Here is a 14,408-nt window from a genome sequence, read left to right as displayed (position 1 = left end):
TCGCCGATCGCCGAATCGGGGTCGGCGACCAGGGTAATCGACCGCAACAGTCCGTCTCAGTCGTCGTCCGCCCGCGATCCCGATTCCGATCCGGATCGTGCCTCGAGTCGCGGTACGACCAGGCTCTCTATCTTTCCGGAATAGCCCATGAGCGTCGTGCCGAGGATGCTCATGAACAGCACGTAGCCGACGGCGAAGGCGTAGATGTCCTGTGCGACGGCGTCCGTGAGTCCGATTCCAGCACCGGCGATGGCGATACTCGCGATGATCAGCGAGAACTCCCCGCGGGTCGTCATGCCGAGGCCCACGCGGACCGACCGCCGCTCGTCGAGTCCGTAGATCTGTCCCCCGAGATAGCCGCTGACGAGCTTCGAGGGTGCCGTCAGGAGGACCGCGAGCGCGATCGCCCCGAGGACGAACGCGTCCGCGAACACGGCGGGATTCGTTAACAGACCGATCCAGAAGAAAAACACCGCCGCGAAGGTGTCCCGGACGGACTCGAGCAGCGTCTCGAGTTCGTGGACGTGGCCCGTCGAGGAGAAGGCCATTCCGACGAAGAACGCGGCGACGGCCTCGCTGACCTCGAGCGAAAGCGCCGCGCCGGCGATCAGGATCGTGATTCCGAGCGCCCGTAACACGGTGAACTCGTGTGAGTGGGTCTCGAGGGAGCGCTGGAAGAACGCGGTCCCGAAGTAGACGAGCAAGAGCAACGCGAGAATAAAGCCCATCGCGATGCCGATCTGGCCCATCGCCTCGCTGACGTCGCCGCCGCCGAGGACGAGCGCCGACGCGACGGCCAGGTAGATCGCGATGAACAGATCCTCGTAGACGAGCGTTCCGAGCATCGGATCGGACTCGTCGTTGGCGATCCAGCCCAGATCGATCAGGGACTTCGTGATGATCGCCGAGGAGGAGATGTAGACGATCCCGGCGGTCAGAAACGCCGGGAGGAACGCGCCGAACAGGACCCAGCCGATGACGAGGCCGATACCGAAGTTGATTACGAGGTCGACGGTTCCGGCCTTCCCGATTTTCTCCTTGGCGGCGATCAGTCGATCGAGGTTGAACTCGAGACCCAGGAAAAACAGCAGCATGACGATCCCGATCTCCGCGCCGATGTGGATGAAGTCGGTTTCGGTGAGCGCGATCGCCGAGAGTTCGGCGAGGACGTCGTAGCCGAGGAGCGAGACGTCGGCGCCGACGATATCGGGGAGACTTCCGAGGACGTACGGGTTGAAGATAACTCCCGCGAGAATGTAGAAGGGGATCACCGACTGGCCGATCCGGTTGGCGATGAGCCCGGCAAACGCGACCGCTGCAAAGAGGATGCCGACGTCGAGTAGAACCGTCTCACCGGCCATCGCCAGTCACCTCCGGCGAACGCGCCACTGTTGGATTCGGTCCACTCATCGATCAGTTCGAACCGCCAGTGTCGACGAGACGCGATTCGAATCGGTCGAGCGAGTCGGTTTCGCCGACGACGATGATCGTATCGCCGCTTCGAAGCCGCCGCTCGGCGTTCGAAGCCGGAATCACCTCGTCGCCGCGTTGGACCGCAACGATCGCAGCCTCGATCGACTCGTCCGCGAGGATATCGGCGAGAGACTCCCCCGCGAACGCCGAGCCGTCGGGAACGTCGAACCACTCGATGCTCGTCCCGTCCCCGAGCGTGGTCTCCCTGTCGTCGGTCTTGACCGGCTGAAAGTACGCACCCTCGAGAATGGTCCCGACGATCCTCGCGAGTTCGTCGGAGAGTTCGAACAGTTTCTCGGAGTCCGCGCCCTCGGCGGGCTTCAGGAACACGTCGCGCCGGCCCGTGTTGTGGGTAACGACGACGAGTATCTGTCCGCCATCGAGATCGATTTCGAATTTCTTTCCGACACCCGGTAGGTCGGTCTCGGTAATCGGCATACGTCTGTAGCTCTCGCGGTCCCTCTTAAATCGGTTGAGAGGCAGTGATCCGGCCGTCGTCGGTACCGCTTGACGAACGCGCGAGCAGCGACGAACCGCGCCGTCGTCGGAGTCGCTTTCGGTACCCTTAATCGAGTCCGATGGAAGATTCGAACGAATGATATCCGAGGTAGCGCTCACCGTCGATTTTGCCATCATCTTACTGGGTGCGACACTCGCCGGATTCATCGCGAAGCAGACGGGCCAGCCGACGATCATCGCCTACATCCTCGCGGGAGTCGTGCTCGGCCCGGCGGCGCTGGGTCTCGTCGGCGCCAGCGAACTCACCGAATTGCTCTCGGAACTCGGACTCGCCTTTCTCCTCTTTCTGCTCGGGATCAAGATGCGACTTGACGACATCCAGCACGTTCTCTCGCCGATCGTCAAGATATCGCTCCCGCAGATGCTGCTGGTCTTCATCGCGGGTGCGGGTCTCTCGCTGGTGCTCGGGTTCGGTCTCCTCGAGTCGTTCTTGATCGGGCTCGCGGTGATGTACAGCTCCACCGCGGTCGTCATCAAGATGCTCACCGACAAGGACGAGGCGACCTCGCTGCACGGCAAGATCGACGTCGGGGTGTTGCTCGTCCAGGACGTCGTCGTCGTCATTATTCTGGCGGTGCTCGCGGCGGGACGGCCCGAGAGCCTCGGCGAAGTCGCGACGACGCTCGGCGTCGTCCTCGTCCTCGTCGCACTCGTTACCGTCGCGGCCGTCGGCGCGTCTCAGACCGTGTTACCGGTCGTCTTCAGGCGGATCGCCGACAACAAGGAGGTGTTCTTCCTCATCGCCATCTCGTGGGCGTTCCTGTTCGTCTTCGTCTCCGACAACATCAACCTCTTTCTCGCCCCGCTCGGCATCGAGGCCTACCTCTCGATCGAGATGGGGGCGTTCATGGCCGGGCTGGCGATCGCCCAGCTTCCCTACAGCAAGGAACTACAGGATCGGGTCAACCCGCTGACCGACCTGTTCGTCATGGTGTTTTTCGTCTCCGTCGCGCTGGACCTCGAGGCGAGCCAACTGCTGGCCTACTGGCAGGAGGCGATCGTCGCCGCGCTGGTCCTGATGCCGGTCAAGTTCCTCGTCTTCTTCTACCTGCTCGACTGGCAGGGGTTCGACACGGAGACGACGTTCCTCGGCAGTATCAACATGATCCAGGTCAGCGAATTCGGCATTATCGTCGCCGCCGTCGCCTTCGAGGGCGGTTTCATCGACGCGGAAGTGCTCGGCTTCATGACCCTGCTCGCGATCTTCACGATGGCCGTCTCGGTGTACTTCATCGAGTTCAGCCACCCGCTGTTCGAGCGGTTCGAACCGACGCTCTCGCGGTGGACTTCCGACGGCACGTTCGAGGGCGGGAAGCGGGAGTACCGCAATCACGCGATCGTCATCGGCTACGACGACGTGACGCGAAACGCGCTTCCGCTGCTCGCCGACCGCTACGAGGACGTCGTCGTCGTCGACAGGAGCGTCGAACACGTCGAGGCGCTCGAGGCGGAGGGGTACGACGCCATCTACGGCGACTTCCGGAACGCCACGATCCGAAAGGATGCGGCCGTGAAGAAAGCCGACTTTGCGCTCTCGTCTTCGGTCGAACCTACGGTGAACAAGGCGTTGCTCCGTGAGGTCGGCGACGACGCGACGGTGTTCGTCGAGGCCGAGCGCGTCGAGGACGCGCGCGAACTCTACGACAGAGGTGCCCACTGCGTGATCATGACGGCACACCTCGCGGGCGAACGACTCGCGGACTACCTCCGGGCGTACCTCGCGGAGGACGAGCGACTCGAGAGCCTGATGGACGGCGACGTCGAACTGCTTGCGAGTTCGGACCCGTTCCCCGATACGTACGAGCAACTCGGGGGTGGTCTCGATGACTGAACTGCTCACCGCGGTTTCGATCATGTTCATCGTGGCCGGACCGTTCCTGCTGGTCGCCAACCGATTCGATCTCCCGACCGTCCCGCTGCTGGTACTCGCCGGGATCGTCGCCGGATTCGGATTGGACGCCTTCGGGATCGACGAAGAGCTCACGCTCGAGCTCGCGCAGTACGGCATCGCGCTGCTCGTGTTCGCCTTCGGCGTCGATATCGACCTCTCCGCGGTTCGGACGGTGATCGTCGACAGCGAAATCGCCGCGCTCGCTCAGGTCCTCGTCGTCGGCTCGCTCGGGGTCGCCTTCGGAGTCGCTCTCGGCGTCCCGATCGAAGAGGCGGCCTTCCTCGGCATCGCCGCGGCGCTCTCGTCGACGATGGTCGGGACCGCGCTGTTGCGGACCGAGATCGCGACGAACCTCGTTCGCGGTCGGCTGGCCAGGTCGATCCACTTCTCCCAGGACCTGCTGGCGATTCTGCTCCTCCTCGGTCTCGGCGCCGGAACGCTCGCCGTCGGCCCGATCGCGACGCTAGTGGGATACGGCCTCGCGTTACTCGCCGTTGCCGTCCTCGTTAACCGGTACCTCTTCGATGCCATCGGCCGACTCGCGGACGACTCGGCCGAACTCATGATTCTCGGCGCCGTCTCCCTGCTCGCCGTGTTCGTCGGTGCGGCCGAGTACGCCGGTATCTCGATCGCCGTCGGCGCGTTCGCCGCCGGGCTCGCCGTCCGACACGACCCCGTCGAGTATCTCGGGCTGTTCAACGGACTCGAGTCGATCAAGGACTTCTTCGTCGCCATCTTCTTCCTGACGATCGGCGCGCTTGTCGTCCTGCCGTTCCCGTTCCTGCCGTACGTCGAAATCGGCTGGACCGAGTCCGTCGAGAAGCTCCTCCTCGCGGGCGGACTCGTCCTCCTGACCGTCGTGGTGAAACCGGCGATCACCACGGCGACCCTGATCTACCGCGGCTACGAGGCGCGGTCGGCGACGCTGGCCAGTCTCAGCAGCGATCAGGTCAGCGAGTTCGCGCTGATCATCGCGATCGAAGCGCTGATACTCGGGCTGTTGACGCAGTCGGTATTCGACGCGATCATCCTCGCCGCTGCGGTGACGATGGTGGTCTCGAGTCTCACCCAGCGCTACGACGAGCGAATCTACCGCACGCTGGCCGATCGGGGTGTGCTCTCCGCCAACCACGAGCGAATCGATACACTGAGCGACGTCCCCAGAGAACTCTCCGACCACGTGGTCATCGTCGGCTACGGTCGACACGGCCGGAAGCTGATCGAAGCTTGCGAAGAGGACAACCAGCCGTACGTCGTCATCGAGAACGACCCGGTTCGCAGGGAAACGGTCGTCGCGGAGTGTGACGCGTTCGTCTTCGGCGACGCGATGGAACGATACACCTGGGAGAAAGCGAACGTCGACGACGCGCGGATCGTCGTTTCGACAGTGGACTCGGACCCCGTCTCGAGGCGGCTCCTGTCGTTCGAGTTCGACGCGGATCTCACGCTTCGGGCCAACGATCGAACGATCGCCCTCGAACTGCTCGAGGCGGGCGCGCTGTACGTTAGCCAGTCGGATCTCCTCGCCGGACAGCAACTCGTCACCCAGATCGAGAGCGTACTCGACGGCGAGCGGACGCCCGCGGAGCTCCGAGACGAGCAGCTGGCCGAACTGGAATCACACTCCCAGGCCACCTCCTGACACCTCCGAGAGCTCTGATTTGCCTCCCGTTGGGAGGACTATACGCGATCCTCGCGCGTCGCGAGTCCGTACCGCTCGAGCGTCTGGAAGTACTGCAGTTGCTCTCGCTCGAGCGCGTCGAGGTCCGTCTCACCGGCGGTGAGTTCCGACACGGTCGCGATCAGCTGTTCACCCGCGAGCACGTTCGGCACGCTCACGTAGGTCGCCCCCCGATCGAGCAACGCTCGCGCGTCGCCTGACGTCTCAGACCGGAGGATCACGTCCGCGTCTGTCTCGACCTCGAGGATCGCCTCCGAGACGGGGTGGTGATCGACCGTCGAGACGACGAGTTCGGCCTCCGTGACGCGGGCTTTCTCCCACGGATAGGTGGACATGGCGTCGCCGAAGACGTAGTTGCGACACTCCGCGCGCATGTCGTCCCAGAGGACGGGATCGTTGTCCATGACGACGTACTCGCGGTCGAGTCGCTCGCAGGTTTCGACGATCCGTCGGCCCTGTCGGCCGTAGCCGACGACCACAATGTGCTCTTCGAGATCGTCCGCGACCGCGCTCCGCTCGTCGATCTTTCGCGTCTGTCGGCCCGCGACGAGTCGCTCCACGAGCGAGCGGTAGACGGGTTCCTCGTATCGGCGGGCGACCGAGGTCAGGATCATCGTCGCCGCGGCCGCGAGGATGATCGCCTCGAACAACGTCTCGGAGATGTTTCCGAGCAACAGCGCCTGGATGGCGATGACGAGCGAGAGTTCGCTCACCTGATTGAGACTCGTACTCGAGAGGAACGCGGTGCGGGCGTCGTACCCCTCGTAGACGAACGCGAGCATGAGCACGAGCGGGTTGACGAAGAGGACGAGCGCGGCGAGCGTGGCCGCGACGAGCAGGACGCCGGGGCTGGGAACGGCGACGAGCGCGCCGAGGGTGACGAAGAAGATCGCGACGAAAAAATCCCGAATGGAGGCGATCCCGTTTCGGACACCGAGCGAGGAGACGTCGTCCCCGCGGATCGCGATGCCGGCGGCGAACGCGCCGACGACGATCGAGACGCCGGCGTACTCGGCTCCGGCGATGAACGCGATGAGAATCGAGATGCTGCCCATCATCACGAGCTCGTCCGAGCCGCTTGCGAGCCGAACCAGCAGCGGGAACCCGTGTCGGTAGACCAGAAACGCGACGAGCAGGAGGATCACGCCGTAGCCGATCTTGGACGTGACGAGCGTCGACGTGTACTGCTCGGCGGAGAGCATGACGATGAGCCCGATCGCCAGCAGGTCGTCGAAGAAGTGGACCGACGAAGCGAGTCGGCCGTGGACGAGGTTGCTCCGAATTTCCTGCTCGAGTTCGCGCGCGCCGACGATCGTCGAACTCAGCGTCGCCGCGATCGCGAAGTAGACGGCGTTCTCGAGGCCGAAGCCGAACACCAGGTGGGCCACGCCGAACGCGATCGGGCCGACGACGAGCAGCTGCGTGACGGCGGCGGTCTCCGCGTCCCTGATCACCGACTCGACGGAGCTGAAGTCCGTGCGGAAGCCGAAGGTGAAGACGAGAAACGCGATCCCCCACTGAGCGAGTTCGATCAGCTCCGGTTCGGAGACGAATCCTCCGGCGGAGATAACCAGCCCCGCGAGGAGGTAGAACGGAATCGACGAGAGCGAAAGCTGGTTCGCGATCAGCAGGAACACTCCGGCGGTGATGAAAACGACCGCGAGGGCCGTGATCAGGTCAGTCATCGTCCTCACCTCCCGTCTCGGTCGCCCGCCGCTCACGATCGGCCGGGACGTCGCCGTCCCGATCCACGATCCGCTCGATATCACGTTCGATCAATCGCCGGAACGCTTCGCGGTCGGTGACGTACTGCTCGACGTACTCGCTCAGTTTCTCGGCGGTCAGGTACGTACTCATGATGACGTAGGCCGCACCGCGGTCGTAGAGCTCGCGCGCGTCGTCGATGCGCTCGGCCTCGACGAACACCGTCGCGTCGTCGTCGACTTCCTCCAACAGGGCTCTGTTCACGTCCGCCTGCACGGTCGAGCTCAGGACGAACGACGCCCCCTTCAGATTCGCCGCCTTCCGGATCTCACCGTGACGGAAGTCGCCGTAAATGTAGTCGTATCGTCCTTCCTCCTCGAGCGCGTCGATGTGATCCGTCTGCCGGTCGATAATGACCACGTCGTCGTACTCGTCCTCGAGGACGGGAAGCACTCGCTCGGTGATCTCGTCGTAGCCGATCGCGATGGCGTGGTCGTTGTATTCTCCCAGGTCGACGTCGTTCTTGTCCGCGGATTCGAAGCGGCTGAACCACGGCCGCGTTTGTGCGTAGAGTGTGTGGTTGTAGTTGATAATGTACGTCGAGACGCTCATCGTCAACAGCGCCATCAGGCTCAGATAGCCGAGGATATCGGTTCCGATGTATCCCTGTTGGACCGCGAGTGCACCGACGACCAGCGAGAACTCGCTGACCTGGACCATGTTGATCGCCCCCAGAAAGGAGGTCTCGACGCTGAAATCCTCCCGGTCGATCAGATAGAACATGATCCAGAAGTTGCCGACCATCATGACGACCGAGGCAATGACGGCCTCGAGCCAGTACGCCAGCAGGTCGTCAGCCGCGAGCCGAAGCCCGATACTGGCGAAGAAGATGAGGATAAAGAAGTCCGTAATCGGGGTAATGCGATCCTCGAGTTCCTTGCTGTAGGGCAACTGGGCGAGACTGATGCCGGCGAGGAAGGCACCGACCTCGAGGGAGAGATCGAACTGTTCGGAGACGGCGATAAAGAGGAACGCCCAGGCGATGGCGACGACGAGGAAGACGTCCTTGTTGTCCGCGATTCGGCGAAACAGCGTCGGGAGCAGATATCTCGAGGACGCAACCGAGAAGAGGCCGATGAAGGTCATCATCACGGCGATGACGCCGAGGGTGGTTGCGATTTCGCTCGCGCTGCCGAGTTCCTCCGCCCCGAGCAGGGCGAGAACGACGACCAGATAGATGTCCTGGACGATCAACACGCCGACGTCGATCTTCCCGGGCAGCGACGTGATCTCGTCCTTGTCGGTGAGGATCTTGACGATGATCGGCGTCGCACCGAAAACGGTCGCGAGCGCGATGATGACGATCTCGGTGGGATCGAATCCGAGCGCCCAGGCGACCGCGAGTGCGAGTGCCGTCTGGAGGATCGTCTGCCAGACCGCGATGTTGACGATGGGCCGCAGAATCTCGCGGATGTCGTCGAACCGCATCTTCATCCCGAGCAAGAAGAGCAAGAATCCGAGACCGAGTTCGGCCATGCTCTCGACCAGCCCTTCCTCGGTGACGATATCGAACATTACCGGCCCGAGGATCAGCCCCGTAAGGATGTAGGCGATGATCGTCGGCTGGCCCGTCTGGCGGGCAATAATGCCGACGGTCGTCGCGACGACGATGATAATGGCGAAGTCGGCCGCGAGAGCGATTTCACTCATCAGAAAGTCGGTTCGTCCTCCCCTTTGTGTATCCCACCTTTATGCGTTGCTTTCCGTTTCAGCGAGCGGATCGGTCGGCTCCGCTGAATCGCCGATCGAGTCGGTCGGTCGTCGTGACGGTATTCGGTACTGAACCACCGTTTCACCCGTCTTTCCCTGTTTCTTGTGCAAGCCTGTCGGCTTTTCATCCGGAGCCCGTAAACGTCAATTATGACGGGCTGTTCGCGTTCTACCGGCGGGATCAACCAGAGGGGTGTCTCGTGAGCGGTGAGGACGGCGAACTCGCTCGCAACCTCGGCTTTACCGAGGCGATGACGATGGGCGGCGGGACGATGATCGGTGCGGGAATCTTCATCCTGCCGGGAATCGCCGCCGAAGGTGCCGGACCAGCGAGTTCGCTCTCCTTCGCCCTCGCGGGGGTCGTCGCCTTGCTCGCGGCGATCTCGCTGTCGGAGCTGGCGACCGGAATGCCGATCGCCGGCGGGAGCTACCACTACGTCAACCGGGCGCTCGGCAGTTTCTTCGGCAGCATCGTCGGCTGGGGGATGTGGACCGGGCTGATGTTCGCGAGCGCCTTTTATATGATCGGGTTCGGGCAGTATCTCGTCGCACCCGTGGCGCTGCTCGACGGGCGACTGTTCGTCGTCCTGCTGGGGCTGCTCGGCCTCGCCTTCCTCATCGGCGTCAACTACCTCGGCACCGAGGAGTCGAGCACCTTCCAGAACGTCATGATCGGCGCTGAAACGGCCGTGATTATCGTCTACCTCGCGGTCGGCTTCTTCTACGTCGATTCGGCGAACCTCGAGCCGTTCGCCCCGACGGGAGTGAGCGGGATCATCGCGACGACGGGGCTGGTCTTCGTCACGTTCCTCGGCTTCGAGATCATCGCGACGGTCGCCGAAGAGGTCGAGAACCCGGGGAAGAACATTCCGCTGACCATGATCCTCTCGGTGGTATTGGTCTCGCTGCTCTACGTCGTCGTCATGATCGTCAGCACGGGCATCGTTCCGTTCGACGAACTCGGCGGCTCGCTGGTTCCGGTCTCGGACGTCGCGGAAGTGTCGATGGGAACGGCGGGCGTCGTCGCGATCGTCACCGCCGCGGTGATCGCCGCGATCTCGAGTTCGAACTCCTCGATTCTCGCGGCCGCGCGGGTCGTCTTCGCGATGGGGCGGGATAACCTGATGAACGACTGGCTGAACGCGACCCACAGCCGATTTCGGACGCCCCATCGAGCGGTCGTAGCCACGGGCGCCGTGACCGCGCTCCTGATCGCCGCCGGCTTGCAGGTCGGGGCGATCATCGAACTCCTGGCGGAGGTCGCCAGCTTCAGCTTCCTCGTCGCCTACTCGCTCGTCCACGTCTCCGTCGTCGTAATCCGGCGGGCCGATCCCGACGAGTACGATCCGGCGTTCGAGATTCCGAGCCCGCTCTACCCGGGCGTTCCGATCGCCGGCATCGTGCTCTCGGTCGCGATCATCACGCAGATGGCGCCCGTCGTCATCGCGATCGGCTGCGGGATCGTTGCGCTTGGCGCCGCGTGGTACCTCGGCTACGTTCGGTATCGCGACATCGACGAGAGTCTCATGGGCGAAGCGATCGTCGGCGAGCCAACAGAAACCGGCTCACCCGAACGGTATCGCGTCGTCGTTCCGGTCGCAAACCCCGAAACCCAGAAGAACCTGTTGCGTCTCGCCGCCGTCAACGCACACACGCACCCCGGGGAGGCCGATCCGGAGATCGTCGCGGTCAATGTCGTCAAGGTGCCGAACCAGACCGCCCTCGAGCAGAACGTCCAGTTCGAGGAAGAACGCATCGAGACCCAACGGCAGTTGCTCGACAGCGCTCGCGAAGCCGCCGCCGATCTGGACGTCGACCTGCGGACCCGAGCGATCGTGGGTCGCGATATCGGACGAACAATCCTTACCGTCCTGGACGAGGAGAACGCGGATCACGTCGTCCTCGGCTGGCGAGGGCAACACCGAGATCGCGAGAAGGTGTTCGGCTCGACCGTCGATCCGGTTCTGAAACGAGCGCCGTGTGAAGTATCGATCGTGAACCTTGAAAAGGGCGAGATCGGCTCGCCCGTCGCACTGGCCGGGCCCGGCCCACACGCGCCGATCGCCGCGCGGCGCGCGGCCGAGTTCGCCACACTCTCGGGAACGAAGCCGACGCTGTTGAACGCCCAACAGCCGACTGACGACGACGATATCGATCCGGTCGACGTCGGCGAGTCGATGATCGATGAGGTCGCGAGGGAAGCCGGACTCGAGCCCGGATCCTACGACTCCGAAGTAATTATCGCGGACGATATCCAGTCGGCGATTCTGGAGAACATCGGCGACTACGACACCGTCTCAGCCGGCGTCTCCGAAAAGAGCGGCGTCTCGAAGATCCTGTACGGATCGATCGCCGAGAAGGTCGAATCGCACGCGAAGGACAACGTCGTTATGATTCGCGGACCGTACGACACGAATCGATCGGTCCGCGAAGCGGTCGCCGAACGCCTCGCCGACTGACCGCCACGCACGTTTCACTCGCACCCAGCTCCGAACGCCTATGTTTCGCTTCAGTCGGGACGTCACACTCCGGCCGAAGACCGAACTGTGTCGATCGACAAAGTGACCCACGCCACCCATGTACGACCGAATTCTCTTGCCGACCGACGGGAGCGACACGGCGGATCTGGCCGCGGAACGGGCGATCGACATGGCCGACAGACACGACGCCGTCTTACACGTCCTCTACGTCGCGGAACGAACGCGAGACGAGCCGACGCAGACGGGCCTCGAGGAGAAACTCACGGACGAACTCGACACCGGAGAAGACGTCGTCGAAGCCGTCGACGCGGAGGCGGCGACGGCGGGCGTCGAAACCGAGGTGACGGTCGAGTCCGGCGTTCCGCGAACCGTGATCGAGGAGTACACCGACGACCACGGCATCGAGTTGATCGTCATCGGGTCGACGGGTGCCTCGGACGTCACCGAGAAACTCCTCGGGACGGTCTCGAAGTACGTCGTCAACGAAGCGCCCGCGGACGTGTTCATCGTTCGGCCGGACGTCCTCCTGAGCGACATCGACGGGTAGTCATCGATCCGCGAGACCTTCGATCAGGAATTCGGCTGACGCCAGATTCGTCGCCAGCGCGGTGTCGTGGACGTCACAGATCCGCAGCAGTGCGGAGATGTCGGGCTCGTGGGGCTGGGCCCGCAGCGGATCTCGCAGGAACACGATCCCGTCGAGAACGCCTTCGGCGACCTCCGACCCGATCATCAGGTCGCCGCCCAGCGGACCCGACTCCTTGCGTTCGACCTCGAGATCCGTCGCCTCCATCAGCCGCTTCCCGGTCGTCCCGGTCCCGATCAGCTCGTACTCGCGTAACTGTTCCTCGTGGCTCCGGACGAACTCGATCAGTTCCGACTTCTTCTCGTCGTGGGCGATAAGCGCAATACGAGTCATACGGAACGGACATTTTCCCGCCACATAACAGTACGCTCGCGGCGACCCGTGGAGGTCGCCTTCCGGTCACGAAACGATTCCTTCACCGATCGTACCGCGATCTTGCGACGGAGGACCACTGACTTTCGGTGGCGACTCCACCCCTCGAGCGCCGCGGCGCAGACGCGTCCGTCAGTCGGCCTCGATCGGTTCCGCCACTTCCTTCGACTGCTGACCGTATTCCGACCCGGGTTTCGTCACGAGGCAATCCTCGAGGACGAGCACGTCGAGCCCCATCCCGAAAAAGTCCTTCAGCGCTTCGGTCGGCGTCCGAACGATCGGTTCGGCGTGGTCGTTGAACGAGGTGTTGAGGAGGACGGGAACGCCGGTCACGTCCTCGAACTCGCGAAGCAGGCGGTAGTAGCGCGGGTTCTGGTCCTTCCGAACCGTCTGGGCCCGCGTGGTGTCGTCGGCGGGGTGGACCACCGCGGCGAGGTCGTCCTGGCGCTCCGGTTTCACGTCGAACGTGTTGATCATGAACGGACTGGGCCGGGCGTTCTCGAGGTAGTCCTCGGCAGCCGCTTCGGTCATCGACGGGGCGAACGGCCGCCATTCCTCGCGGTGTTTGACGAAGTGATTCACCCGGTCGCGGGAGTCCTCGCTCCGCGGATCGGCGAGGATGCTCCGGTTGCCCAGCGCCCGCGGCCCGAGTTCCATCCGACCCTGAAACCAGCCGACGAGCGCGCCGTCCGCGAGCAGTTCGGCGACCCGACGCTCGAGGTCGTCAGGCTCGGCGTACTCGATCTTGTTCGTCTCAAGGAGCGCCCGAATCTCGTCGGTCTCGTACGCGGAGCCCCAGTAGACGTCGGTTAGCCGCTCGATCTCGGTCGGCCGGTGGTCGATCCAGCCGCCGCCGAGCGCGAGGCCGGCGTCGTTGGCGACCGGCTGGATGAAGACGTCGTCGACGCCGGGACGCTCCGCAACCTGCTTGTTGAGCTTGCAGTTGAGCACGACGCCGCCGGCCAGGCAGACGTTGCTCGTGCCGAAACGGCGGACGTAGTCGTCGACCAGCTCCGAGATCGACTCCTCGAGCAGTCGCTGGGCGGCGTACGCAAGGTCCGTCTCGAACTGGTCGAACTCGTCGGTCGTCTCCGAGGCCGGTCGACCGAACAGCTCCTCGAGCGTCTCGACGCCGTGTTCGGTCCCCCAGCGCCCGGTCAGTTCGGTCACGTCGTAGTCGACGCCGGTGTCGACGAGCGTTCGGAGCCGCCGTTCGATCTCTGCGTTTGCCTCGCCGTAGGGGGCGAGCCCCATCACCTTCCCCTCGCCGTTGAACATCCGGTAGCCGAGGTAGTTCGTGATCGCGGCGTAGAACAGCCCCCAGCTGTTGGGATGCTCGTACGTCCGCACGCGCTCGAGCCCGTCTGGGGTCGCGTGCCAGACGACGGTCGAGTCGTACTCGCCTTTGGCGTCGATGGTCAACACGAGCGCCTCGTCGAACGGCGACGGGTGGAACGCGCTCACGGCGTGGCACTCGTGGTGTGCGCGGTTCTCGATCGGCGGCACCGGCGTGCCGATCTCCTCGAGTCGGGACTCGACGATCCGATTCGGCGCGAACCGACCCAGAAGCTGATCTCTGGCGACGTTTTTCAGGTGCGTCACCTTGCTCAGGTGGCTATCGAGCTGCGCGGTGTTTTTGAGGTAGTGGCCGGCGATCTTCGAGCGGAGTTTCGGATCGTACGGCAGGACGATCTTCTCGACGTCGGCGAGTTCGATGCCCTCGTACTCGAGGCAGGCCCGGATCGCCCGCTCGGGGAAGGTGTCGACCGCGTGCTTGTCTCGTGTCAGCCGCTCTTCTTCGATCGCAAAGCGGAGCTTGCCATCGTCGAACAACGCCGCGCTCGGGTCGTGCTGGCCGTACAGGTCGATCGCCGGTTTGAACGATAGGGTGTATGTCATGGTACTGAAACTGGGGTGGTGGGGTCGGAGACG

General features: G+C 63.7%; 10 protein-coding genes. 4 read left to right on the top strand and 6 right to left on the bottom strand.

Annotated features, from left to right (window positions below; all coding sequences use genetic code 11):
• Nucleotides 1-56 precede the first annotated feature (56 nt).
• Together GS429_RS09185 and GS429_RS09180 are read right to left on the bottom strand one after the other, a co-directional pair.
• Nucleotides 57-1,361, bottom strand: a complete 1,305-nt coding sequence (locus GS429_RS09185; protein ID WP_160064827.1) for a cation:proton antiporter — start codon at nt 1,359-1,361, stop codon at nt 57-59.
• A 52-nt stretch (nt 1,362-1,413) separates the two neighbouring features.
• Nucleotides 1,414-1,911, bottom strand: coding sequence for a cation:proton antiporter regulatory subunit (locus tag GS429_RS09180; RefSeq protein WP_160064825.1), 498 nt, complete (start codon nt 1,909-1,911; stop codon nt 1,414-1,416).
• Nucleotides 1,912-2,068: 157 nt separating this feature from the next.
• Between GS429_RS09180 and GS429_RS09175 the strand changes: the two genes are divergently transcribed.
• Together GS429_RS09175 and GS429_RS09170 are read left to right on the top strand one after the other, a co-directional pair.
• A complete protein-coding gene (locus GS429_RS09175; RefSeq protein WP_160064823.1) occupies nt 2,069-3,823 on the top strand; it encodes a cation:proton antiporter in 1,755 nt (584 codons plus the stop codon).
• Entirely contained in the window at nt 3,816-5,525 is a 1,710-nt protein-coding gene (locus tag GS429_RS09170; RefSeq protein WP_160064821.1) for a cation:proton antiporter, read from the top strand. The genes GS429_RS09175 and GS429_RS09170 overlap by 8 nt, the downstream gene beginning before the upstream one ends.
• Nucleotides 5,526-5,563: 38 nt before the next feature.
• Here GS429_RS09170 and GS429_RS09165 read toward each other — a convergent pair whose 3' ends face one another.
• Both GS429_RS09165 and GS429_RS09160 read right to left on the bottom strand, forming a co-directional pair.
• Nucleotides 5,564-7,249, bottom strand: coding sequence for a cation:proton antiporter (locus tag GS429_RS09165; protein ID WP_160064819.1), 1,686 nt, complete (start codon nt 7,247-7,249; stop codon nt 5,564-5,566).
• On the bottom strand, nt 7,242-8,978 hold the full coding sequence (locus GS429_RS09160; RefSeq protein WP_160064817.1) for a cation:proton antiporter: 1,737 nt from the start codon (nt 8,976-8,978) through the stop codon (nt 7,242-7,244). The genes GS429_RS09165 and GS429_RS09160 overlap by 8 nt, the downstream gene beginning before the upstream one ends.
• 260 nt (nt 8,979-9,238) lie before the next feature.
• Here GS429_RS09160 and GS429_RS09155 point away from each other — a divergent pair, with 260 nt between their 5' ends.
• Nucleotides 9,239-11,497 carry an amino acid permease gene (locus GS429_RS09155; protein WP_328821318.1) on the top strand — a complete coding sequence of 753 codons (2,259 nt, stop codon included), beginning with the start codon at nt 9,239-9,241 and terminating at the stop codon, nt 11,495-11,497.
• 118 nt (nt 11,498-11,615) lie between these two features.
• Complete coding sequence (locus GS429_RS09150; protein ID WP_160064815.1) at nt 11,616-12,065, top strand: universal stress protein; 450 nt, start codon at nt 11,616-11,618, stop codon at nt 12,063-12,065.
• Here the strand turns inward: GS429_RS09150 and GS429_RS09145 are convergent, their stop codons facing one another.
• Both GS429_RS09145 and GS429_RS09140 read right to left on the bottom strand, forming a co-directional pair.
• On the bottom strand, nt 12,066-12,437 hold the full coding sequence (locus GS429_RS09145; RefSeq protein ID WP_160064813.1) for a methylglyoxal synthase: 372 nt from the start codon (nt 12,435-12,437) through the stop codon (nt 12,066-12,068). It abuts the gene before it with no gap.
• Between the two features lie 171 nt (nt 12,438-12,608).
• Entirely contained in the window at nt 12,609-14,375 is a 1,767-nt protein-coding gene (locus GS429_RS09140; RefSeq protein WP_160064811.1) for a carbamoyltransferase family protein, read from the bottom strand.
• Nucleotides 14,376-14,408: the final 33 nt, after the last annotated feature.

The sequence above is a fragment of the Natronorubrum halalkaliphilum genome (genome assembly GCF_009834785.1).
Taxonomy (GTDB): domain Archaea; phylum Halobacteriota; class Halobacteria; order Halobacteriales; family Natrialbaceae; genus Natronorubrum; species Natronorubrum halalkaliphilum.
The sequence above is the reverse complement of the archived record's forward strand: the minus strand, read 5'-3'. Positions and strand labels throughout refer to the sequence as shown.

What these genes read in the sequence shown, in the direction of transcription:
- GS429_RS09185 (WP_160064827.1), bottom strand. Translation starts at nt 1,361, where the DNA reads ATGGCCGGTGAGACGGTTCTACTCGACGTCGGCATCCTCTTTGCAGCG.
- GS429_RS09180 (WP_160064825.1), bottom strand. Translation starts at nt 1,911, where the DNA reads ATGCCGATTACCGAGACCGACCTACCGGGTGTCGGAAAGAAATTCGAA.
- GS429_RS09175 (WP_160064823.1), top strand. Translation starts at nt 2,069, where the DNA reads ATGATATCCGAGGTAGCGCTCACCGTCGATTTTGCCATCATCTTACTG.
- GS429_RS09170 (WP_160064821.1), top strand. Translation starts at nt 3,816, where the DNA reads ATGACTGAACTGCTCACCGCGGTTTCGATCATGTTCATCGTGGCCGGA.
- GS429_RS09165 (WP_160064819.1), bottom strand. Translation starts at nt 7,249, where the DNA reads ATGACTGACCTGATCACGGCCCTCGCGGTCGTTTTCATCACCGCCGGA.
- GS429_RS09160 (WP_160064817.1), bottom strand. Translation starts at nt 8,978, where the DNA reads ATGAGTGAAATCGCTCTCGCGGCCGACTTCGCCATTATCATCGTCGTC.
- GS429_RS09150 (WP_160064815.1), top strand. Translation starts at nt 11,616, where the DNA reads ATGTACGACCGAATTCTCTTGCCGACCGACGGGAGCGACACGGCGGAT.
- GS429_RS09145 (WP_160064813.1), bottom strand. Translation starts at nt 12,437, where the DNA reads ATGACTCGTATTGCGCTTATCGCCCACGACGAGAAGAAGTCGGAACTG.
- GS429_RS09140 (WP_160064811.1), bottom strand. Translation starts at nt 14,375, where the DNA reads ATGACATACACCCTATCGTTCAAACCGGCGATCGACCTGTACGGCCAG.